Genomic DNA, 23,578 nt, shown 5'->3' on the forward strand with positions numbered 1-23,578 from the left:
TTTTGAATTTGTTACCCTTTTTGTTAAGAGTTCGGAGAAATTCTGTTTTCGTTCAATTTGTGGTATGATTAGTAGTAAGTATTATATTTTGTAAAGGGGGCTTTTATGAAAGCAGCAGAACGCCGTCAAAAAATTATTGATATTTTGAGTCAGACGCAAGTTCCCATTTCAGCAAGTGTTTTAGCAGGTCAACTTGGTGTGAGTCGCCAAATTATTGTAGGAGATGTGGCTTTGTTGAGAGCAGCTAATCATGATGTCATTTCTACGCCACGAGGTTATGTCTTATCTCAGGCACTTTACTCACACCAGTTTATCGGGAAAATTGCTTGTCAACACGGTCCAGAGCATACTAAAGAAGAATTGGAGAGTGTCATCTCAAAAGGTGGCATTATGGTTGATGTGGAAGTTGAACATCCAATTTATGGGATGCTGACAGCACCTCTTAATATCAAAAGTCAGGAAGATATTGATAACTTTATGGAGAAGGTTGAACATTCAAATGCTACACTCCTTTCATCTTTAACGGATGGTATTCATACACATACCTTGTCATGTCATTCAAAAGATGAATTTGAAGAAATCAAATCTGACTTGTCTGATAAGGGCTTGCTTTTGAAATCAAATTAAAACAGCTACAGGTGTCTTGACACCTGTTCTTTTTTTCTTTATAATAGGCTAGGTCAGTTAGCTACTTTCAAAAAAACGTGTGTATTGCTTGTTAGTTAATTGATTAAAGCTATCGTCATACCTGAGTGATAATTGGGGATCATTCAGGTATTATCATATATAAAAGGAGTTGTCATATGAGACGTCATCAAACTAAGTCTCTTGCTTTTACAGCTATTTTAGTTGCCTTTGGGATTTTAATTCCTATGGTTATGCCGGTTAAGGTTGTCATCGGTCCAGCTTCATTTACACTAGCTAGTCATGTGCCAGTCTTTATGGCTATGTTCATTTCACCACAAGTGGCTGTTTTAGTCGCTTTGGGAACAAGTCTAGGTTTCTTGTTAGCTGGTTTTCCAATTGTCATCGTTTTGCGAGCTGTATCGCATTTGTTATTTGCAGTCGTTGGTGCTGTCATGATTAAAAAACGTCCATCACTGCTTGAAAAGCCAGTTTTGACATTTGGATTAGCTATTTTCTTAAATATTTTACATGGTTTAGCAGAATTCATCGTTGTTCTTGCTTTAACAGCTGGTGCACATACAGGAGCAGCTTATATTTGGTCTTTGGTAGGCTTGATTGGGTTAGGTTCTCTCGTTCATGGAACAATTGATTTTTACATTGCGTATTTCCTTTGGAAATTCTTACGTGATAAAGTTGGCGTTGATTTTTCAGTTGATGCTAAATAGAGTGAAAGGAGTGTTAAATCACTCCTTTTTTGGTGCGCTTTTTTTCTTGAAAAGTGGGGATGTAAAAAAGTGAAAAGTTTTACATTTTGTGTCACTCTCTTTTAAGTAAATTGTGATAAAATATAAAACGAAGCTTTTAATTGTGAGGAAAGAATGTCAGTTAAGAAGAGATTGAGCAAAATCAAAATTGCCAAAAAAACAACCAGTATTACAAAACGTATTTATTTGATTTTTGCAGTTATCGTCGTCTTATTTTCAATTATTATTTTAAGATTGGCACAGATGCAAATTTTAAATAAATCTTTTTACGATGATAAGTTAAATTCATCAACTACCTACAAGGTAACGTCCTCAAGTCCTCGTGGTCAAATTTTTGATGCCGCAGGCAATCTATTAGTATCAAATAATGTTAAACAAGTCGTTGCTTTCACACGTAGTAATACCATCACTGCTGAGGAAATGAAAAACTTGGCAAAAACGCTATCGACCTTGGTTGATTTTACAGAAACAAATGTTACAACACGTCAGAAAAAGGATTATTATTTAGCTGATTCAGACACTTATGCTAAGATAGTCAAGAGTCTTCCAAATAATCAAAAATATGATAATTATGGTAATAACTTAACAGAATCAAAAGTTTATGCCAATGCTGTCAAGGCTGTAACGGATGATGAGATTAATTATTCAGAAGACGAATTGAAGTTGGTGTACATTTTCAGTCAGATGAATGCTGCCTCAACTTTCAGTACGGTTAACTTGACGACTGGTGATTTGACAGATGAGCAAATTGCTTATATCACAGCTAATCGTTCAAAATTATCAGGTATTTCAATTGCGACTGATTGGGATCGTCAAACATCAACAGGTTCTCTATCAACCCTTATTGGTACAGTTTCTTCAAAACAATCTGGTTTACCAGCTGAAGAAGCAGAAGAGTATCTTGCTAAAGGTTATTCAATGAATGACCGTGTCGGAACATCTTATCTTGAAAAAGCTTATGAAGATGATTTGCAAGGAACACACACAGTTCGTGAAATCACTACCGATAAGAATGGTAACGTTGTGGCAGATGATGTTACTAGCGAAGGTAAAGCTGGTAAGAATTTGAAGTTGACTGTTAACTCTGATTTCCAATCAGGTGTTGAAAATATTTTGAATCAGTATTACGGAGCCTCAATCGCTGCTGGTTTTGCTACTTATTCTGAAGGGGCTTATGCGGTGGCTTTGAATCCTAAGACAGGTGCTATTTTAGCCATGGCAGGTTTGTCACATGAAACTGGTTCATCAACAACAACTCTAGACGCTCTTGGAACAATTAATGACCTCTTTGTTCCAGGGTCAGTTGTCAAAGCTGCAACTATCAGTTCAGGTTGGGAAAATAATGCGATTTCTGGTAACCAAGTCATTGCCGACCAGTCAATCAATCTTGCTGGCTCTCCAGCCATTAAATCGTGGTTCACAGGTAGTGGGGCAACGAATATCACAGCTGTTCAAGCCCTTGAGTACTCTTCAAATACTTACATGGTTCAAGTAGCACTTAAAATGATGGGGCAAGAATATTATTCTGGAATGGCACTTGCCACAACTGGAACAAAAGAAGCTATGGAAGAACTGCGTGCTACCTATGCCGAATATGGTTTAGGAACAAGCACTGGAATGGATTTGCCAGAAACAACGACTGGTTACCTCTCAGAAGATTACAGCCCTGGTAATGTCTTAACAGAAGCCTTCGGTCAGTACGATTCTTACACACCAATGCAACTTGCTCAGTATGCTGCAACAGTCGCAAATGGTGGTAACCGTGTTGCGCCACACATTGTCGATAGTGTTTATGATAATGATGGCACAACAGGACTTGGCAACTTGTCTAAAACGATTGATACTAATGTTTTAAACAAAGTTAATATTTCAAGCGATGAAATGGCTCTTCTTCAACAAGGTTTCTATCAAGTGGTAAATAGTACAAGTGGTTATGCTACTGGTACTCACATGCGTGGAAATGTCACTATCGCTGGTAAAACAGGTACTGCCGAAACTTATGCTATTGACGCCAATGGTAATGCAGTGACAACAGTTAACTTGAGTGTTCTTGCTTACGATTACTCAAAAAATGATGATTCTAAAATAGCGGTTGCGGTTATCATCCCTCACTTGACAAGTGATGATAATCACCCTAACCAATTAATTGCGCGCGACATTATTAACTTGTACATGTCAACATACGCTAATAAATAAAAAAGAAGTTCGAGTCGGCGAAGGTCGGCTCGTGACTTTATCAGAAGAAAGGAGAAAAAATGCTTTATCCAACACCGATTGCAAAGCTAATTGATAGTTTTACAAAGTTACCAGGAATAGGGATTAAAACGGCGACACGTTTGGCCTTTTACACGATTGGTATGTCTGATGAAGACGTGAATGAATTTGCTAAAAACTTGTTGGCTGCAAAACGAGAATTAACTTATTGTTCAGTGTGCGGGAATTTGACTGATGAAGATCCTTGCCAAATTTGTAATGATCAGACACGTGATCGTTCAGTGATTTTGGTGGTTGAGGATTCAAAAGATGTCTCAGCTATGGAAAAAATCCAAGAATATCACGGACTTTATCATGTCTTACACGGGCTTATTTCACCGATGAATGGTGTCGGTCCTGATGATATTAATTTGAAGTCATTGATTACACGTTTAATGGATAGTGAGGTTAGTGAGGTTATTATTGCAACCAACGCTACCGCAGATGGTGAAGCAACATCTATGTATATCTCACGTGTCCTAAAACCTGCAGGAATCAAAGTAACACGCTTGGCGCGTGGATTAGCGGTAGGTTCAGATATCGAATATGCCGATGAAATTACCCTACTTCGTGCCATCGAAAACCGAACAGAATTGTAGGATACGAGAAAAGCAGCGAAAAGCTGCTTTTTTGCTTGTTATTGAACTTATTGGATAGTCGTTATACAATAAAGTAAAACAATCAATACAATTGGAGCGTACTTTATGAAAGAGATTATAATGGCATATTTTCAGTCTTGGCTAGATAATGATGCTGAGGTACTTAAAGATGTTTTTGCAGAACAAGCGGTGTATTCTGAAAGTTATGGACCAGAGTATCATGGGTTATCACAGATTATAACTTGGTTTGAAAATTGGAATAATAAAGGAAAAGTTTTGGAGTGGACAATAAAACGTATTATTGAAAATGATAAATCAATAGTAGTTGAGTGGTATTTTAAATGTTGTTATGAAGGAGGTATAGATAATTTTGATGGTGTAACCATAGCAGATTTTGATGAAGATAAAAAGATTATCAAACTTTCGGAGTTTCAATCAAAAACTGAACATTATTTTCCTTATGACTAAAAAATTTCTTTCTTTTCTTTGTCATCTTTTCTTCCATCTAATGCCCAATCTTGTTTGAAAGGCGGCTTCTTTTGTGGTATGATAATTAGGAAATTGTAATAGAAAAGGAATTGAACTTGAACTGAGATTTGGCTTATTTTGTGAGGCTTCTTGGTTCGATGAAAAATGTTATTAAGTATATTAAAACTTGGTACCTTTTTTCTGTTCAGGTAATTAAAGTTTATGGCAAAAGAAACGCTTGTTTTACTTTATGGTGGACGTTCTGCGGAACGTGAAGTATCTGTTTTATCAGCTGAAAGCGTCATGCGTGCGATTAATTATGATAAATTCTTTGTGAAAACTTACTTCATCACAAAATCTGGTGATTTTATCAAAACACAAGAATTTTCAAGTAAACCAGCTGATGATGAAAAATTGATGACTAACGATACTGTTGTTGAAAGTCAAAAAATTAAACCAAGTGATATTTATGAACCTGGCGCAGTAGTATTCCCAGTTCTTCACGGACCAATGGGTGAAGACGGTTCTGTCCAAGGCTTCCTTGAAGTTCTTAAAATGCCTTATGTTGGAACTAACATTTTGTCATCAAGTGTTGCAATGGACAAAATATCAACAAAACATGTCCTTGAATCTGCAGGAGTTCCACTTGTTCCTTACGTGACTTATGTTGAAGGCTCTGATTTTGATGCAGCCGTAGCAGAAGTAAATGACAAATTGACATACCCTGTCTTTGTTAAACCAGCTAACATGGGTTCTTCAGTAGGTATCTCAAAAGCTGAGGACGAAGCAGCACTTCGCTCAGCTATTGACTTTGCTCTTAAATATGATAGCCGTATTCTTATCGAAACTGGTGTTAACGCTCGAGAAATCGAAGTTGGAATTTTGGGAAATGCTGACGTGAAAACAACGCTTCCTGGTGAAGTTGTTAAAGACGTTGCTTTCTACGATTACGATGCTAAATACATCGATAACAAAATTACTATGGATATTCCAGCTCATATTGATAGCGACATTATGGAAGAAATGCGTGGCTATGCAACAACAGCTTTTCGTGCTATCGGTGGCTGTGGTTTGTCACGTTGTGATTTCTTCTTGACAGAAGATGGTCATGTTTACCTTAATGAATTGAACACAATGCCTGGTTTCACACAATGGTCAATGTATCCACTTCTTTGGGAAAACATGGGACTTGCTTACTCAGATTTGATTGAAAAATTGGTTGAGCTGGCTAAAGAGATGTTTGAAAAACGCGAAAGCCATTTGATTTAAAAATGAAAAGCACCGTTAGGTGCTTTTTTGCTGCAAAAAAAATACCTCAGAGATGGGATAACTCTCTGAGGTTTTTGATTTATAAATTAGCAAGCTTGCGTAGTTCAGGGATGCGCTGCAACCTTGGAACAACAAGCATGATGACGATAATACGAATTGGAATTTCAAAGATTTTTAACCAGCGACCTGCTAGATATTGTGCCCAAAATGGAACGTGAAAATAAATCTGAACAAGCAGTGGTGTGAAGATAAAAGTACTAATCAGCATGGTAACAAGTACTGCCAGAGTGACGTGAAGCCAATCTTTTTTATTTGACCATTTGAGCTCTTTTCCATAGAAGAAAAGTCCATAAAAAAATCCTTGAACAGCTTCCATCAAAGTCCACCAGATAATAAAGTTTCCTTGACCGCTTAAGAGATTATCAACGACATCAAGAATGGCAAAACTAATAAATCCCCAAATAGGACCAGCAACCATTCCGATAATAACATTGACAATGAAAGTAAAGCTTACGACCAACTGTTCTGGAATGACTGGAATAGAAAATTTTCCAACAATGAATGCCAGTGCAATTAGCATAGCTAGGGTCACGAGGCGCTTTGATGTGAGTTTTGGTGTTTGAAAAATGTTTTTCATTTTTTGCTCCTTTTTACGTTTGAAAACTGGAGCTGTTAAAAAATAACAGCGGATGCAACGATTCACCGCGCGAATTGCTTCGTTGTGTGACGACATCCCATTCACACACACTTGACGCGAATCATCTACTCTGTGCAAGGTTTTAGCCCCTTACAGGTTTATTGTATCACAAAAAAGATTCTTTAGAATGTAACTTGGAAAATAAATGAAAATGGTTATGCAAAAGATTGAAAATTCTGAAAATAGTCGTATAATGAAGCTGTAAAAATCAAAAGCTTTTTAGTTAAGGAGAAAATGATGGAAAAACTAACTGATTTTTCAAGACAACTTAGTAAATGGTTCACCTTAGTTGTCATTATTTGGGCTTTCTTTAATTATTTCTTACCTCAGACCAGTATCTGGGTTATCCCTAATACATCGTATCTATTGGGAGTTATTCTTTTTGGAATGGGACTGACACTGAAGACTGAAGATTTTATTCGTATTTCTAAACGTCCAATTCCTGTTGTTTTAGGTACAGTGGCACATTATATTATTATGCCGAGTCTAGCTTGGCTTTTATGTCATATTTTTCATTTAACAGGAGCAACGGCAGCGGGTGTTATTTTAGTTGGGTCTTGTCCTAGTGGAACATCTTCTAGTGTAATGGCTTTTTTATCAGGGGGAGATGTTGCTTTGGATGTTTCTATTGAAATTCTTTCAACACTTCTAGCACCGATTATGCTTCCTTTATTGTTATCGATTTTAGCAGGGCAATTTATTGCTGTACCAGCAGTTAGCCTTTTTCTTTCAACTTTAAGAATTGTTGTTGTGCCAATCATTTTAGGGGTGTTAGTTCATACGCTTTTAGGTAAAAAAATTAATACCATTATTCAGTTGATGCCTCTAATCTCGCAAGTAGCGATTCTTTTGATTATTGGAGCTGTTGTTTCTGCTAACCATGCTAATATTTTTACGACTGCAACAGCGCTAGTTATTCCGGTTGTTATGTTACATAATTTAAGTGGTTATGGTCTTGGTTTTGCCTTTTCAAAACTTCTTCATTTGAAAGAGCCACAACAAAAAGCTATTACATTTGAGGTGGGAATGCAGGACTCAAGTTTAGGTGCAACTTTAGCAATGAAGTATTTTGTTCCGCAAGCAGCTATTCCTTCAACAATTTTTTCAATTTGGCATAATATTTCTGGTTCAATTTTATCTTCATGGTGGAAGAATCATTCTAAGGTCCATAAGGAAAATGCTTGAGAGCACTTTATTTTGTGATATAATAAGAGGAGCCAAAAGGCTCTTTTTATAATGGAGATAATAAAAAATGAAACTTAATTTACATGAAGTCGCCAAAGTTGTTGGCGCAAAGAACACTATTTCGGAGTTTGATGACGTTCCTCTGAGACAAATTGAATTTGACAGTCGCAAGATTGAAAAAGGCGATTTGTTCTTACCTCTAAAGGGTGCGCGTGATGGACATGACTTTATTGAAACAGCTTTTGAAAATGGAGCGGTTGCAACTTTTTCAGAGCGCGAAGTAGAAGGTCATCCTTATATTTTAGTTGACGATTGTTTAGAAGCTTTCCAAGCTCTAGCAAGTTATTATCTTGAAAAACAACGCGTTGATGTGATTGCAGTAACAGGGTCAAATGGTAAAACAACGACCAAAGACATGATTGCTGCGGTACTTTCAACAGAATATAAAACATATAAAACACAAGGTAACTACAATAATGAAATTGGCTTACCTTATACAGCACTTCACATGCCAGATGATACAGAAAAAATTGTCCTTGAAATGGGACAAGATCACATGGGAGATATTCATCTCTTGTCTGAATTAGCTAAACCACACATTGGTGTTGTGACCTTGATTGGTGAAGCTCACTTGGAATTCTTTGGTAGCCGTGAGAAGATTGCTAAAGGTAAACTTCAAATCGTTGACGGTATGGACTCAGATGGTATTTTGATTGCGCCAGCTGATTCAATCGTTGATCCTTACTTACCAGAAAGTCAAATGGTGATTCGTTTTGGAGACGGTGCTGAAATTTTCGTCAAAGATTTGCAAGAAAGCAAAGATTCGCTTACTTTTACAACCAATGTGATTGACCGTCCAATTACACTTCCTGTTCCAGGAAAATACAATGCTACAAATGCTATGGTAGCAGCTTATGTCGGTAAGTTATTAGCGATTTCAGATGATGATATTGTTGAAGCCTTAGAAAACATCGAATTAACACGTAACCGCACAGAATGGAAAAAAGCGGCTAATGGTGCAGATATCCTGTCAGATGTCTACAATGCTAACCCAACAGCAATGCGTTTGATTTTAGAAACATTCTCTAAAATTCCTGCTAATGAAGGCGGTAAAAAAATCGCTGTGCTTGCTGATATGAAAGAATTAGGTGAGCAATCTGTCGAACTTCACAAGCGCATGATTATGAGTTTGTCACCTGAAACATTAGACACTCTTATTTTCTACGGTGAAGACATTGCTGAACTGGCGCAACTTGCTAGTCAAATGTTCCCACTAGGTAAAGTTTATTACTTTAAGAAAACAGCTGATGAAGATCAATTTGATGACATGCTAAAAACAGTTCAAACTGTTTTACAACCAGCTGACCAAATCTTACTGAAAGGAAGTAATTCAATGCATCTCGCTAAAGTTGTAGAAGCATTGGAAAACTAATGAGGTGGAGATGGTAGAGAAAAGTGTTAAGGAGGGAAATAAAGACTCGGTTGTTATCTACCGAGCGTTGTATTTCCTTGAATGTTGTATTTTATTTTTAGCGTGGTTTTTAAAACGTTACCCGTTTCCACAACAGGTCTTCCTGTTTATGTCTAGCCTGTCAATTATTGGTGGATTTGCTATTTATTTATGGAACTTCCGTCGAACAGGTTTTTCAATTGCTAAAATTTTAGCTGGAATTTTTGCTCTCGCATTTATGATTCTCTTGCCCCCATCAGGTTATCTTGATACAGCAATAGATGATTTAAGCATGATTGTCTTCTTTTTATTGTCGGTAAGTGTTGATAAAGATGATGATAATTTAATCACTGCACTCTTTTATTTCAAGTTAGTCGTGGCTATTATGGTTTTATTGGCTTACAATGGACATCTTATTCACGATGTCTCTGGAATAAGACCGCATACAGAAATTGTAAGGCACTCTTATGGCTTTATGCATCTAAACTCACTTGGAATGTTTTTCATTACTTTAATTTATGATTTTTCACTGCTTAGAAAGCCTTATCGCTTTGATGGTGGAATAATCATGTTGTTAGCAGCTTTGCTTGTCTTTTCAGTGACGGATTCAAGAACATCATTTTTCATTGCACTTGGTATTATCTTGTGTTATTTCTTGAAACCAATTTTATCGAAAATTAAAGTTTCAGGATATGTTATCATGCCATTTGTTATAGGAATGTTTGCGCTTGGGCTTGCTTTACCGAGATATTTTACACCAGATAATCCTATTTTTGTTACATTGAATCATCTATTTACTGGAAGAACTGGCATCGGTCATGCGTATCTGGAGCAATTTGGTCTCAATTGGATGCCAAGAAATATTCCAACATTTACAGAGATTAACGGTGTTCCAATGTATGATGATAGTTTCTATGTTGATGCGCTTTTGCGTCAGGGGATTATTCTTTTCTGTATGTACCCAATCTTTTTATTGGTTCAATTAAAAGGTAAAAAGTTCACGCTTTTCCATACCTTGCTTTTCTTGTTGACATTCTTTATTGGTACTATGGAACATTATGGAGCAAGTGTTGAAATCTGCACTATCTTATTGCTGAATTATTTTGCGGTTTCTGGTGATAAGCTAGGGGACAAATATTGAAATAGCGTCTAATTTTCGTTATAATAATAGAGTTATGGGAGTCCATGGCTCTATTTTTGTATTGCAGTGAAAAAGGAGTGGACCAATGTAGCCACTATAATCGTTAATGAGTGATACGTTTTTAAAGAGATAATTAAGATTAATAAGGAAATAAAATGACAATTCAAGATGATATTAAAAAACGTCGTACATTTGCCATCATCAGTCACCCGGATGCTGGTAAAACGACAATTACAGAGCAATTACTTTATTTTGGTGGAGAAATCCGTGAAGCAGGTACCGTAAAAGGTAAAAAAACAGGTAACTTTGCTAAATCTGATTGGATGGATATCGAAAAACAACGTGGTATCTCTGTCACATCTTCAGTGATGCAATTTGATTACGCTGGTAAACGTGTGAATATCCTTGATACGCCAGGGCACGAGGACTTCTCTGAAGATACTTACCGTACGCTTATGGCTGTGGATGCTGCGGTTATGGTTGTCGATTCGGCCAAAGGTATCGAAGCACAAACTAAAAAATTATTTGAAGTTGTAAAACACCGTAACATTCCAGTTTTCACTTTTATTAACAAACTTGACCGTGATGGTCGTGAACCACTTGACCTTTTGGAAGAATTGGAAGAAGTGCTTGGTATTGCAAGTTATCCAATGAACTGGCCAATCGGTATGGGTAAATCATTTGAAGGGCTTTACGACTTGTACAACAAACGTTTGGAACTTTACAAAGGTGATGAACGTTTTGCGGACTTGGAAGAAGGGGATAAACTCTTTGCTAACAACCCATTCTACCAACAAGTCTTGGAAGATGTTGAGTTGCTAGAAGAAGCAGGAAATGAATTCTCAGAAGAAGCTATTTTATCAGGTGATTTGACACCAGTCTTCTTTGGTTCTGCCCTTACAAACTTTGGTGTGCAAACTTTCCTTGATACATTCTTGCAATTTGCACCAGAACCTCATGGTCACAAAACAACTGAAGGTAATGAAATCGATCCTTATGATAAAGATTTCTCAGGATTTGTTTTCAAAATCCAAGCTAACATGGACCCTCGTCACCGTGACCGTATTGCCTTTGTACGTATCGTCTCAGGTGAATTTGAACGTGGTATGAGCGTGAATCTTGCTCGTACGAAAAAATCAGTTAAATTGTCAAACGTGACACAGTTTATGGCAGAATCACGTGAAAATGTTGAAAATGCCGTTGCTGGTGATATTATCGGTGTTTACGATACAGGAACTTACCAAGTTGGTGATACATTGACAGTTGGTAAAAATAAATTTGAATTTGAACCACTGCCAACCTTCACTCCAGAATTGTTCATGAAAGTTGCTGCTAAAAACGTCATGAAACAAAAATCATTCCACAAAGGTATCGAACAATTGGTGCAAGAAGGAGCAATCCAATTGTACAAGAACTATCAAACTGGTGATTACATGCTTGGTGCGGTTGGTCAGTTGCAGTTTGAAGTGTTCAAACACCGTATGGAAAATGAATACAATTCTGAAGTTATCATGACTCCAATGGGTAAAAAGACTGTTCGTTGGATTAAACCAGAAGATCTTGACGAACGCATGTCATCAAGCCGAAACATTTTGGCTAAAGACCGCTTTGATCAACCAGTTTTCCTTTTCGAAAATGATTTTGCTCTTCGTTGGTTTGCAGATAAATACCCTGAAGTTGAACTAGAAGAAAAAATGTAATAAATAAAAAAGTCTGAGTTTAGCTCAGGCTTTTTTTCTAGCTAAGATTTGGCATAAAAAAACAGCCCTGACGAATCAGAGCTGTTTTCTTGAGATTATGAAAAAGAAAAGTTTTAGGATGTTTATATTGTATCTATCAATCCTTAAAGAAACCTTAAAATTCTTTCAAAAACTGTCAAAAACATTTTTTACAGAAAATTTAAAATTGTTAGATTTATGAAAGCGTGTTAATGATTTAAATGGTCCTGTTTCCTATCTTTTTGTTCTAGAATATGTTACACTAGAAAAGTTGTTAAACAACGAAATTAAAGTTTAATAAGGCAGCTTCGCACTGCCTTTTAGAAAAGAGAAAAATTTGAAATTTACAGAACTTAACTTATCGGAAGCAATCCTTGCTGCTGTTGAAAAAGCAGGCTTTGTTGAGCCATCACCAATCCAAGAGTTGACAATCCCTTTGGCATTGGAAGGTAAGGATGTTATCGGACAAGCGCAAACTGGTACTGGGAAGACAGCAGCTTTTGGTCTTCCAACTTTAGATAAAATCGATACAAGTCGCAATCTTGTTCAAGCTTTGGTGATTGCGCCAACACGTGAATTAGCGGTTCAAGGTCAAGAAGAATTGTTCCGCTTTGGTCGTGAAAAAGGAGTTAAAGTCCGTTCAGTTTACGGCGGTTCAAGCATTGAAAAACAAATTAAAGCTCTTCGTTCAGGTGCTCATATTGTTGTTGGGACACCAGGTCGTTTGCTTGATTTGATTAAACGTAAAGCTTTAAAACTTGAACATGTTGAAACATTGATTCTTGATGAAGCAGATGAAATGCTTAACATGGGATTCTTAGAAGATATTGAAGCTATTATCAGCCGTGTGCCAGAAACACGCCAAACGCTTCTTTTCTCAGCTACTATGCCTGAAGCTATCAAACGTATCGGGGTTAAATTCATGCAAAATCCTGAACACGTTAAAGTGGCTGCTAAAGAATTAACAACTGACCTTGTTGATCAGTACTATGTCCGTGTTAAAGAACAAGATAAATTTGATACTATGACTCGTCTTATGGACGTTGACCAACCAGAATTGTCAATTGTCTTTGGACGTACAAAACGTCGTGTCGATGAATTGACACGTGGTTTGAAATTGCGTGGCTACCGTGCTGAAGGAATTCACGGTGACCTTGATCAAGGTAAACGTCTTCGTGTCCTACGCGATTTCAAAAATGATAATATCGATATTTTGGTTGCGACTGACGTTGCAGCGCGTGGTCTTGATATTTCAGGGGTGACACACGTTTATAACTATGATATTCCACAAGATCCAGAAAGCTACGTACACCGTATTGGACGTACTGGACGTGCAGGTAAACACGGTCAATCTATTACTTTTGTTGCTCCAAATGAAATGGGTTACTTGTCAATCATTGAAAAATTGACTAAAAAACGCATGAAAGGTATGAAACCAGCTACAGCTGACGAAGCCTTTAAAGCTAAGAAAAAAGTTGCTCTTAAGAAAATTGAACGTGATTTTGCTGACGAAAAAATCCGTAACAGCTTTGATAAATTCAAAGGCGATGCGGTTAAATTGGCTGCAGAATTCACACCAGAAGAGTTGGCACTTTACATCTTGAGCTTAACCGTTAAAGACCCTGAAACTCTTCCAAAAGTTGAAATTGCGCGTGAAAAACCATTACCATTCAAACCTTCAGGTGGTGGCTTTAACAACCGTAAAGGTGGACGTGGAAATAATGGCCGTGGACGTGATAACCGCCGCGGCGGACGTGATCGCAAACGTGATGACCGTGACAACGGCTACCGCGATTTCAAACGCACATCATCTAAAAACAAACGTGATTTCCAAAATAAAGATAACAAACGCCCACACCGCACATCAAGCGAGAAGAAAAATGGTTTTGTTATCCGTAACAAAGGGGAAAGATAATAGTAAAACGCACTCTGCTTGAGCAGGGTGCGTTTTTGATTAATCTTTGTGTTCGTTAATATAATCGAGTTTTTGTTGTCGTGTTTTTTGTTTAAAATAGCTTTCTGCGGACATGGCGGCTTCTTTGCTATCAAAACTTTCTTGGTAAATGAGTTTGACAGGTAAGCGGCTTTTTGTGTATTTAGCGCCTTTACCTGCATTATGCGTTTTGATGCGGCGTTCTACATCAGTAGTGTAGCCAGTGTAGAGTGTACCGTCTGCGCACTCTACCACGTACATATAAGCTTTTTTAGTCTTTCTTTCCGTTTTTTCCATAATAGATTTCAAAAATATCGTCGGTATACTCGCCATTTTCTTTGTGAACAAAGAGTGGCGGAAGGATTTTGAGACCATCGGTTGAACCATCTTTGATAGCTTCAATCAGAAGCATATTAGCATCTTTTCCCATTTTTGGATAAACAAATTGGATGCGTTTTGGTGCTAGATTGTAGTGTCTCATGGTATCGATGATGTCTAGAAAACGATCAGGCCTGTGCACCATAGCAAGTCTTCCATTTGATTTTAGAGCGTGTCTTGCAATGTCACAAATTTCTTCAAGGTTTGTTGTGATTTCGTGTCTCGCAAGAAGATAATGCTCAGAGAGATTTTTCTTAGAAGTCTCTGAAACCTTGAAATAAGGAGGATTGCAGAGAATTAAGTCAACACCAGTTCGCGGCACATGCTTAAGAAGATTTTTCAAGTCATCGTTAATCATCTGAACTTGTTCACCGAGGTCATTTAACTGGATTGAACGCTCTGCCATGTCAGCTAAGCGCTCCTGAATTTCAACTTCGATAATTGGCGCTTTAGTGCGGGTGCTGGCAAAAAGTCCAACGGCACCATTTCCAGAGCAGAGGTCAACAATCAAGCCACGTGATGGGATTTTTGGAAAACGTGACAAGAGGACACTGTCGATAGAATAGCTGAAAACCTCTCTATTTTGAATAATTTTTACGTCTGTCGAAAAGAGCTGATCAATACGCTCACCTTCTTTTAAAATTGATTTAGTCATGACATTTATTATAGCAGATTTTGCGTGTTCTCACTAGCGAGGTCGTTAATTTTTACTTTCTAAAACCGCTTAAGCATGGTACAATGTAAGGTAATGAGAAAAAAAGGAGTAAATCTGTGTTTTATACTTATTTACGCGGGCTAGTGGTTTTCCTTCTTTGGATTATCAATGGTAATGCCCATTATCACAATGAAGACAAAATTTTGAGTAAAGATGAAAACTATATTTTGGTTGCACCACACCGTACATGGTGGGACCCTGTTTATATGGCTTTCGCTGCTCGTCCAAAACAATTCATTTTCATGGCTAAAAAGGAATTGTTCACAAATCGTATCTTTGGTTGGTGGATTCGCATGTGTGGTGCCTTTCCAATTGACCGTGAAAATCCTGGTCAAAAAGCTATCAAATACCCGATTAACATGTTGAAAAAAAGTAATCGTTCACTTGTCATGTTTCCAAGTGGAAGTCGTCACTCAACAGATGTTAAAGGTGGGGTAGCCGTCATTGCTAAAATGGCAAAAGTTAAAATCATGCCAGTTGTTTACGCAGGACCAATGCAACTAAAAGGTCTTTTGACTGGTGAACGTGTTGACATGAACTTTGGTAATCCGATTGATATTTCTGATATCAAACGTATGAATGACGAAGGTATTGAAGAAGTTGCCAACCGTATTCAAACTGAATTTGATCGTTTGGATGCTGAAAATGCGACTTATCATATCGATAAAAAACCAAATCCATTAACTTATATTTATCGTGTTCCGCTTGGCTTAGTAGCCATTGTTGTTGTTCTTTTGACATTACTCTTTAGTTACATTGCAAGCTTTGTCTGGGATCCAGATAAACACCGTAAAATGAAATAAATAAGAAAAAGCTCGGATCTTCCGAGTTTTTTTCGAATAATTAAGTAAGGGCTCCCCAGGAGCCTTTTTCTAATGCTTAAAAGGTGAGGTAATAGGATGATTGAAGAGATGAAAGAAAGACTTTTGGAACATAAGACGGTAGCAGCGGTTTTAGGAACAGTGCTTGTTATGTTGCTAGGCTTTTTTGTTTGGTCAAATGTGACAAGACCTAAAGCAGAAGCACAGAGTGAATTGCCTGCTTTAAGTACGACTTTTTCAGCAAGTACTACAGCAAGTTTTTCAAAGGAAAAGGCTGCTAGTTCACAAGTGGCATCTGGAAGGATTTTTGTCGACATTAAAGGTGCGGTAAAAAATGAAGGTGTTTATGAATTATCATCAGGCAGCCGTGTTACGGATTTGGTCAAAAAAGCTGGCGGATTTACAGATGATGCTGATAAGAAGTCAGTCAATTTAGCTGAAAAATTAGCTGATGAAGCGGTTGTCTATGTGGCAAAAATTGGTGAAGAAGTCACACCAGCAAGCACACCTTCTCAAGCTAAACCAACGACAGCTAGCGGGGGACAAGGTGACAGCTCAGCGCAAATCAATCTTAACACCGCAACTACAGAAGAACTCCAAACTATTTCTGGGATTGGGGCTAAACGTGCGCAAGATATCATTGATTATCGTGATGCCAATGGTGGGTTCTCATCCGTTGATGACTTGAAAAATGTTTCTGGCATTGGTGAGAAGACTTTGGAAAAATTAAAAGCAGAGGTGACTGTTGATTAAGCATTTTCCCATTAAGCCAATTCAATTGGCTTTTTTGCTCATTTTACTTTATTATTTTTGTTTTGAAAAAGTCCTGTTATGCCTATTTTTACTCCTGTTAGCCTTGCTGTTTTTATGGCGACATTACGGGTGGAAAGTTTGGTGTCAGATTTCACTGTGCTTGGCTTTTTTTGCGATATTTTTCCTGACTAAGTCTAATCAGACAGAACAGGCTTATCAAGCGGCGCCAGCTCAGCTATCAAAAATCCAGATGGTTCCAGATACGATTTCGGTTAATGGTGATTTGTTATCTTTTCGAGGGAAGGAGGCTGGGCAGACTTACCAAGTTTTTTATACCTTGAAGTCAGAAAAAGAGCAGAAATTTTTTAAAAATCTTAATCAAACAATGCTTTTATCAGGGCAGGTGGACTTAGAAGAGGCAACGCCACAGCGGAATTTTGGTGGTTTTGATTACCGCACTTACCTTAAACATGAAGGCATTTATCGGATTGCTAATCTTTCTTCGATTACTGAAATGAGACAGCAGAGCTCTTTAAGTTTTTTTGAACGACTACATGAACTTAGAAGACAGGCGATTGTCAGTATTCAAAGGAATTTTCCTGCCCCAATGCAACATTATATGACTGGCCTTTTGTTTGGATATTTGGATAAGTCTTTTGATGAGATGAGTGATGTATACACGAGTTTAGGGATTATTCATCTTTTTGCTCTGTCTGGTATGCAGGTTGGCTTTTTTGTCGGTGTTTTTCGCTATTTCTTTTTGCGACTTGGCTTAAGGCGTGATTATGTGGACATACTGCAAATCCCGTTTTCACTTGTATATGCTGGCTTGACAGGCTTTTCGGTTTCAGTTGTTCGGAGCCTTATTCAGTCTGCTTTTGCAAATCTTGGCATAAAAAAATTAGATAATCTTGCCTTTACTTTAATGACCCTTTTTATTTTGATGCCAAATTTCCTGCTGACAACAGGAGGAATTCTTTCTTTTACCTACGCTTTTATCCTAAGTTTTATTGATTTTGATGAGCTTAGTCATTATCGAAAAATCCTTACAGAATGTTTGGCGATTTCGCTGGGAAGTTTACCGGTTTTGCTATATTTCTTCTCAGTATTTCAACCCTTGTCGCTGCTTTTAACAGCTATTTTTTCACTGGCTTTTGATACGCTTATCTTACCTGTTTTGACTTTTGTTTTTCTTTTATCACCTCTGGTTAAAATTACCGCGTTAAATCCATTTTTTGTTTTTCTAGAAACTATCATCAAATTTAGCAAGTCGCTGGTTGGTACCCCACTCGTTTTTGGCAGACCAAGTCTAGGAATTTTGTTGTTATTACTTTTGACAATAGGGCTTCTCTATGACTGTTATCGACACAAAAAAGTGGCCATTTTTCTTTTTAGCATAATGGCTTTGCTATTTTTCCAAATCAAGCATCCGCTCGAAAACGAAGTGACGGTGGTTGACATTGGGCAGGGAGATAGTATTTTTGTGCGTGATGTTAAAGGGCGTACGCTGTTAATTGATGTCGGAGGAAAAGTGAGTTTTAGTGAGAAGAACGCATGGCAGGAGCGGCTGACGGATAGCAATGCGGAGCGAACCTTGATTCCTTATCTCAATAGCCGTGGTGTTGGAAAAATTGACCAGCTGGTTCTGACGCACACGGATACTGACCACATGGGAGATATGCTGGAAGTGGCAAAGCAGGTGAAAATTGGTGAAGTTTTGGTTAGTCAAGGAAGTTTGACAAAGCCAGATTTTGTGGCGAAATTACAAGCCATGAAAACCAAGGTGCGCACAGTTTCTGCTGGAGATAGTCTGCCGATTATGGGAAGTAGCTTGCAGGTGCTGTACCCTATTAGAGTTGGCAATGGTTCTAATAATGATTCGGTGGTGTTGTATGGTAAGCTTCTTGGTAAAAATTTTCTGTTTACAGGAGATTTGGAAGAAGAGGGCGAGCGTGAGGTGATGGCGTCTTATCCTAATCTGCCAGTTGATGTTTTAAAAGCAGGACACCATGGCTCAAAAGGGTCATCAAGCCCAGCATTTCTAGCTCATATTTCACCGCAGATTGCTCTGATTTCTGCCGGTCAAAATAACCGCTACAAACATCCTCACCAAGAAACGCTTGAACGATTTCAAGCGCAAAATATGACCATTTACCGCACAGACCAACAAGGCGCCATCCGCTTTCGAGGACTGAAAACTTGGCACATTGAAACAGTGAGGTAAAAGAGTGAAAATTAGCCAAAGAAATACATATTAATTTCTTACCAGTTTTAATTGAAGTATTAGAGTTAAAATTGAAAGCATACTAAAAACAGTAGTCGATTTGTGGCTGTTTTTGTTATAATATCTTTATGATTGCAATCGAAGAAATTGATAAATTACGAAAAGAAAATCTTAGCTTGATTACGGTTGTGACGGGTGAGGATTTGGGACAATTTTCTCAGCTAAAAGAGCGTATGATGGAGCGCGTTGGCTATGATAAGGATGATTTGACTTATTCTTATTTTGATATGGCTGAGGTGGATTATCAGGATGCGGAGATGGATCTTGAAAGTTTGCCATTTTTTGCGGACCAAAAGGTGGTTATTTTTGATAATCTGCTTGACATCACGACAGCTAAGAAGTCTTATTTGGATGATAAGGCGCTCAAACGTTTTGAGGCTTATTTGGAAAATCCTTTGGACACGACGCGCTTGATTATTTTTGCACCAGGGAAATTAGACGGCAAACGTCGCTTGGTGAAAATTCTTAAACGTGATGCACAGATTTTTGAAGCGAGTGAATTAAAAGAAGCAGAGCTAAAAACGTATTTTCAAAAATTAGCTCACAAAGAGAACTTAGTTTTTGATTCTGGCGTTTTTGAGGCTTTGCTTTTAAAATCAAATTATGATTTCAGCGAGATTTTGAAAAACATTGCTTTTTTGAAATCTTATAAAAAAGATGGTCATATTACTTCAGAAGATATTAATCAAGCCATTCCGAAAACACTTCAGGATAATATTTTTGACTTGACGCAGTTTGTCTTGAATGGCAAAATCGACGAGGCGCGTGACTTGATTCGTGATTTGCGCTTGCAAGGTGAAGATGAAATCAAGCTTATTGCCATTATGCTTGGTCAATTCCGTACATTTTTACAGGTCAGCATTTTAGCCAGCCAAGGAAAAACAGAACAGCAGATGGTTGTTAGCCTGTCTGATTATCTTGGACGCCGTGTCAATCCTTATCAAGTTAAGTTCGCTGTGCGTGATTCGCGGACTCTTTCTATGACTTTCTTGAAAAAAGCTATCGCTATTTTGATTGAGACGGACTATGCTATAAAAACTGGAACTTACGATAAAGATTATCTCTTTGATGTGGCTATTTTAAAAATCGCTCACGAGCATCGCTAAAGGAATTAAAAAAATAACGGTCAAATAATTTGCTAGTTAGACTTGATTCTTATAAAATGATGATAAGAAATAACGAAAAGAAAGAAGGTAACTAGCATGGCTATTATTTTACCGGAACTACCATACGCATATGATGCACTTGAACCATACATTGATGCAGAAACAATGACATTGCATCATGACAAACATCACGCTACTTACGTAGCAAATGCAAATGCTGCACTTGAAAAACACCCTGAACTTGGAGAAGATTTGGAAGTTATCTTGGCAGATGTTGACAAGATTCCAGCTGACATTCGTCAAGCAGTGATTAACAACGGTGGTGGCGCTCTTAACCACTCACTTTTCTGGGAATTCTTGTCTCCAGAAAAACAAGAACCAACAGCAGATGTCCTAGCTGCGATTGAGGCTGCATTTGGTTCATTTGATAATTTTAAAGCTGAGTTTACAAAAGCTGCAACAACACGTTTTGGTTCAGGTTGGGCTTGGCTTGTCGTTAACAAAGATGGCAAACTTGAAGTAACCTCAACTGCTAACCAAGATACTCCACTTTCAGAAGGTAAGAAACCAATTCTTGCTCTTGATGTTTGGGAACATGCTTACTATCTCAAATATCGTAACGTTCGTCCAAATTACATCAAAGCATTCTTTGATATTATCAACTGGGCAAAAGTTGCTGAATTGTATCAAGCAGCACTTGCTGATTAATTTTTATTATCATAGCACTCTCTAATCTAAGAGGATAGGCACAGCTCTATCCTCTTTTTATGTCGCAAATATGATATAATAGCAAGGAATAGGGAGGAATTTTGCATGTCAGGACATAATAAATGGAGCAAAATTAAAAACAAAAAAGGTGAAGCAGATGCTAAACGTGGAGCAATTTTTAATAAATTGTCACGTGAAATTTTTGTAGCTGCTAAAGCTGGTGGTGGCGACCCATCAATGAACGCTAGCCTTCGCATGGTTTTGGATAAAGCGCGTGCGGCTAACATGCCAAAAGACAACATTAATCGTGCTATCAAAAAGGCAACTGATGTTGGCGATACAACAAACTATGATGAAATCACTTATGAAGGCTATGGACCTGGTGGAGTAGCTATTCTCGTTCACACACTAACTGACAATAAAAAACGTACAGATGCGAACATGCACACTATTTTCACACGTAATGGTGGTAACATGGGTTCAACTGGTTCAGTTGCTTACATGTTTGACCGTAAAGGTTACATTGTCATTGACCGTGAAAATTTGGACTTGGACGAAGACAGCATGCTTGAGTTGATTTTGGATGCTGGGGCAGAAGATTTGAAAACATCAGATGATGTCTTTGAAATCTTCACTGAACCAAAAGAATTTCCAGCTGTTAAAGAAGCTTTGCAAGCACAAAATTTTGAATTCGCGCAAGCTCAACTTAGCATGATCCCACAAAACTACGTTAGTCTTGATGCAGAACAAGCAGACATTTTGGAAACATTGGTTGATAAACTCGAAGACGACGATGACGTTCAAGATGTTTACACCAACATGGCTGATTAATAATGAAAAAAGAACTTCGAATTTTTTCGAAGTTCTTTTTAAGTAATTTTGTTATTTAACAAACATGGCATCGCCAAAGCTAAAGAAGCGGTAGCGTTCATCGATGGCGTGTTGGTAAGCTTCTAGGACGAATTCACGTCCGGCAAAGGCTGAAACCAACATCACAAGTGTTGATTTTGGTAAGTGGAAGTTTGTTGAAAAGGCATCAACTACTTTGAACTCATAACCTGGTTTGATGAAGATATTTGTCCAACCGCTATCTGCTTTGATTTCGCCGTTGAATTTTGAACCGATGGTTTCAAGGGTACGAATTGATGTTGTTCCAACTGCAACAACACGTCCACCAGAAGCTTTTACGTCGCGAAGGGTTTGGGCAGCTTCTTCAGATAAGCGGTAGAATTCAGAGTGCATTTCGTGTTCTTCGACATTGTCAACAGAAACTGGACGGAATGTTCCAAGTCCAACGTGAAGTGTCACGTAGACAAGTTTCACGCCTTTGGCTTCTATTTTTTCAAGCAATTCTTTGGTGAAGTGAAGTCCAGCAGTTGGGGCTGCAGCAGAGCCATTTTCTTTGGCATAAACAGTTTGGTAACGGTCTGGGTCATCCAATTTTTCGTGAATGTATGGTGGAAGTGGCATTTCACCAAGGCTTTCCAAAACTTCAAGGAAGATGCCGTCGTAATCAAACTCAACAATACGACCACCGTGATCCAATTCTTCAACGACAGTAGCAGTCAAACGTCCATCACCGAAAGAAACTTTAGCTCCGACACGAAGACGTTTTGCTGGTTTGGCAAGAACTTCCCATTTATCCCCTTCAGTATTTTTCAAAAGAAGCAATTCAACGTGACCGTGTGTATCAGGTTTTTCACCGTAAAGACGAGCTGGAAGAACGCGTGTGTTGTTCATGACAAGAGCGTCACCAGGATTTAGCTCATCAAGAATGTGGTCGAAGTGTGCATCAACCATCTCGTGAGTATTGCGGTCAATAACCAAAAGTTTAGAACTGTCTCGTTTTTCAAGAGGAGTTTGTGCGATTAACTCCTCTGGTAAATTAAAATCAAAATCGTTGGTATTCATAATATGTCCTTAATAATTATATTCTCAACTTTACATTATAACACGAGAAATCTTTTCCGTCATCTGGTCGAGTTTTAATTGTAACTATTCTAAAGAGATGTTATAATGAAAGCAATTGGGGAAAACGCTTAAAAATTTATGGAAAGTGATGAAAAATAGATGAAAGAAAAATTTGGAGATTACGCAAAATCCATCGTCTATGGTGGTATGGATGGTATTGTAACAACCTTTGCGGTTGTTGCTGGTGCGGTCGGTGGAAATCTTGGTATCACACCAATTGTTATACTTGGTTTTTCAAATCTACTAGCTGACGGTTTTTCAATGGCTGTTGGTGATTATCTGAGCTCGACGACTGAAGAATCAGTGGTTAAGGGTAAAGCCATAAAAAATGCAGGTGCAACATTTGTTTCATTTATCTTTTTTGGTTTGATTCCTCTTTTGTCTTATCTTTTGATTAACGTCTTTAGCATTTTCAAAGTCCATACTTTTATGATGGCTTGTATTTTGGTGTCACTTGCCTTAACCCTTTTAGGTTTTGTCAAAGCTTTGATAACAAAGAAAAGCAAATTCAAAGAAATTTTTAGAACGCTACTGATTGGCTTAATTGCTGCGCTGTTTGCTTATTATGTTGGTGACTTTTTAGGGCAGTTAGCTGGAACTAGATAAAAAATCAAAGTCTGAGATTTGTTCTCAGACTTTTTTTAGAACATTTTTCTTGACAATAATTGGTATATACCATATAATGATTTTAGATAAGTGGTATATACCAAAAAAACAAAAAGTAAGAATGGGGAAGTG

At 37.8% G+C, this 23,578-nt stretch carries 22 protein-coding genes and 1 riboswitch; of the genes, 18 read left to right on the top strand and 4 right to left on the bottom strand.

Translation table 11 applies throughout. From position 1 onward, the window contains the following. The first annotated feature begins 105 nt into the window (after positions 1-105). The 6 genes from GPZ88_RS07285 to GPZ88_RS07310 all read left to right on the top strand — a co-directional run bounded on the left by GPZ88_RS07285 (position 106) and on the right by GPZ88_RS07310 (position 5,980). Positions 106-627, top strand: a complete 522-nt coding sequence (locus GPZ88_RS07285; protein ID WP_039697260.1) for a transcription repressor NadR — start codon at positions 106-108, stop codon at positions 625-627. A 176-nt stretch (positions 628-803) separates the two neighbouring features. Further along, on the top strand, positions 804-1,352 hold the full coding sequence (locus GPZ88_RS07290) for a hypothetical protein (RefSeq protein ID WP_074559529.1): 549 nt from the start codon (positions 804-806) through the stop codon (positions 1,350-1,352). Between the two features lie 153 nt (positions 1,353-1,505). Then, positions 1,506-3,587 carry a penicillin-binding protein PBP2B gene (gene pbp2b, locus GPZ88_RS07295; protein ID WP_166043846.1) on the top strand — a complete coding sequence of 694 codons (2,082 nt, stop codon included), beginning with the start codon at positions 1,506-1,508 and terminating at the stop codon, positions 3,585-3,587. Between the two features lie 59 nt (positions 3,588-3,646). Further along, positions 3,647-4,243: a recombination mediator RecR gene (gene recR / locus GPZ88_RS07300; RefSeq protein ID WP_166043848.1), complete on the top strand. Its 597-nt coding sequence runs from the start codon at positions 3,647-3,649 to the stop codon at positions 4,241-4,243. Positions 4,244-4,348: 105 nt separating this feature from the next. Beyond that, positions 4,349-4,711, top strand: a complete 363-nt coding sequence (locus GPZ88_RS07305) for a nuclear transport factor 2 family protein (protein WP_039691029.1) — start codon at positions 4,349-4,351, stop codon at positions 4,709-4,711. Positions 4,712-4,933: 222 nt separating this feature from the next. Continuing rightward, complete coding sequence (locus GPZ88_RS07310) at positions 4,934-5,980, top strand: D-alanine--D-alanine ligase (RefSeq protein WP_166043850.1); 1,047 nt, start codon at positions 4,934-4,936, stop codon at positions 5,978-5,980. Between the two features lie 79 nt (positions 5,981-6,059). On the opposite strand, the gene GPZ88_RS07315 is transcribed toward GPZ88_RS07310, so the two are convergent. Continuing rightward, positions 6,060-6,617 carry a folate family ECF transporter S component gene (locus tag GPZ88_RS07315; protein ID WP_074626028.1) on the bottom strand — a complete coding sequence of 186 codons (558 nt, stop codon included), beginning with the start codon at positions 6,615-6,617 and terminating at the stop codon, positions 6,060-6,062. 44 nt (positions 6,618-6,661) lie between these two features. Next, positions 6,662-6,752, bottom strand: a riboswitch (THF riboswitch). A gap of 162 nt (positions 6,753-6,914) precedes the next feature. Between GPZ88_RS07315 and GPZ88_RS07320 the strand changes: the two genes are divergently transcribed. From GPZ88_RS07320 to cshA, 5 genes are all read left to right on the top strand, one after another. Beyond that, positions 6,915-7,862 (top strand): bile acid:sodium symporter family protein, encoded by a 948-nt coding sequence (locus GPZ88_RS07320; protein ID WP_074626026.1) that lies wholly within the window; start codon positions 6,915-6,917, stop codon positions 7,860-7,862. A 67-nt stretch (positions 7,863-7,929) separates the two neighbouring features. After that, complete coding sequence (locus GPZ88_RS07325; RefSeq protein WP_074626025.1) at positions 7,930-9,294, top strand: UDP-N-acetylmuramoyl-tripeptide--D-alanyl-D-alanine ligase; 1,365 nt, start codon at positions 7,930-7,932, stop codon at positions 9,292-9,294. Positions 9,295-9,304: 10 nt separating this feature from the next. After that, positions 9,305-10,453 (top strand): polymerase, encoded by a 1,149-nt coding sequence (locus GPZ88_RS10370; RefSeq protein ID WP_240915080.1) that lies wholly within the window; start codon positions 9,305-9,307, stop codon positions 10,451-10,453. A gap of 155 nt (positions 10,454-10,608) precedes the next feature. Further along, complete coding sequence (locus GPZ88_RS07335) at positions 10,609-12,153, top strand: peptide chain release factor 3 (protein WP_157628820.1); 1,545 nt, start codon at positions 10,609-10,611, stop codon at positions 12,151-12,153. A 355-nt stretch (positions 12,154-12,508) separates the two neighbouring features. Further along, entirely contained in the window at positions 12,509-14,086 is a 1,578-nt protein-coding gene (gene cshA / locus GPZ88_RS07340) for a degradosome RNA helicase CshA (RefSeq protein ID WP_166043852.1), read from the top strand. Positions 14,087-14,125: 39 nt separating this feature from the next. Here the strand turns inward: cshA and GPZ88_RS07345 are convergent, their stop codons facing one another. Next, positions 14,126-14,401, bottom strand: a complete 276-nt coding sequence (locus tag GPZ88_RS07345) for a GIY-YIG nuclease family protein (RefSeq protein WP_166043854.1) — start codon at positions 14,399-14,401, stop codon at positions 14,126-14,128. Further along, positions 14,376-15,137 (bottom strand): tRNA1(Val) (adenine(37)-N6)-methyltransferase, encoded by a 762-nt coding sequence (locus GPZ88_RS07350; RefSeq protein ID WP_166043856.1) that lies wholly within the window; start codon positions 15,135-15,137, stop codon positions 14,376-14,378. Before GPZ88_RS07350 ends, GPZ88_RS07345 begins: the two co-directional genes overlap by 26 nt. A 116-nt stretch (positions 15,138-15,253) precedes the next feature. Here GPZ88_RS07350 and GPZ88_RS07355 point away from each other — a divergent pair, with 116 nt between their 5' ends. From GPZ88_RS07355 to GPZ88_RS07380, 6 genes are all read left to right on the top strand, one after another. Next, a complete protein-coding gene (locus GPZ88_RS07355; protein ID WP_074559556.1) occupies positions 15,254-16,000 on the top strand; it encodes a lysophospholipid acyltransferase family protein in 747 nt (248 codons plus the stop codon). A gap of 96 nt (positions 16,001-16,096) precedes the next feature. Continuing rightward, the gene (locus tag GPZ88_RS07360; RefSeq protein WP_166043858.1) at positions 16,097-16,771 is read left to right on the top strand and encodes a helix-hairpin-helix domain-containing protein; all 675 of its coding nucleotides are present in this window, start codon (positions 16,097-16,099) and stop codon (positions 16,769-16,771) included. Beyond that, positions 16,764-18,995, top strand: a complete 2,232-nt coding sequence (locus GPZ88_RS07365) for a DNA internalization-related competence protein ComEC/Rec2 (protein ID WP_166043860.1) — start codon at positions 16,764-16,766, stop codon at positions 18,993-18,995. The genes GPZ88_RS07360 and GPZ88_RS07365 overlap by 8 nt, the downstream gene beginning before the upstream one ends. 128 nt (positions 18,996-19,123) lie before the next feature. Continuing rightward, on the top strand, positions 19,124-20,161 hold the full coding sequence (gene holA, locus GPZ88_RS07370; RefSeq protein WP_166043864.1) for a DNA polymerase III subunit delta: 1,038 nt from the start codon (positions 19,124-19,126) through the stop codon (positions 20,159-20,161). A gap of 96 nt (positions 20,162-20,257) precedes the next feature. After that, positions 20,258-20,869, top strand: coding sequence for a superoxide dismutase SodA (gene sodA, locus GPZ88_RS07375; protein ID WP_166043866.1), 612 nt, complete (start codon positions 20,258-20,260; stop codon positions 20,867-20,869). Positions 20,870-20,974: 105 nt separating this feature from the next. Continuing rightward, on the top strand, positions 20,975-21,700 hold the full coding sequence (locus GPZ88_RS07380; RefSeq protein ID WP_166043868.1) for a YebC/PmpR family DNA-binding transcriptional regulator: 726 nt from the start codon (positions 20,975-20,977) through the stop codon (positions 21,698-21,700). Positions 21,701-21,751: 51 nt separating this feature from the next. On the opposite strand, the gene queA is transcribed toward GPZ88_RS07380, so the two are convergent. Beyond that, on the bottom strand, positions 21,752-22,780 hold the full coding sequence (gene queA, locus GPZ88_RS07385; RefSeq protein ID WP_166043870.1) for a tRNA preQ1(34) S-adenosylmethionine ribosyltransferase-isomerase QueA: 1,029 nt from the start codon (positions 22,778-22,780) through the stop codon (positions 21,752-21,754). A 159-nt stretch (positions 22,781-22,939) separates the two neighbouring features. On the opposite strand from queA, the gene GPZ88_RS07390 reads away from it, so the two are divergent. Further along, a complete protein-coding gene (locus GPZ88_RS07390) occupies positions 22,940-23,446 on the top strand; it encodes a VIT1/CCC1 transporter family protein (RefSeq protein WP_033152227.1) in 507 nt (168 codons plus the stop codon). The last annotated feature ends 132 nt before the right edge of the window (positions 23,447-23,578 follow it).

The organism is Streptococcus ruminicola, assembly GCF_011387195.1.
In the GTDB taxonomy this organism is placed as follows: domain Bacteria; phylum Bacillota; class Bacilli; order Lactobacillales; family Streptococcaceae; genus Streptococcus; species Streptococcus ruminicola.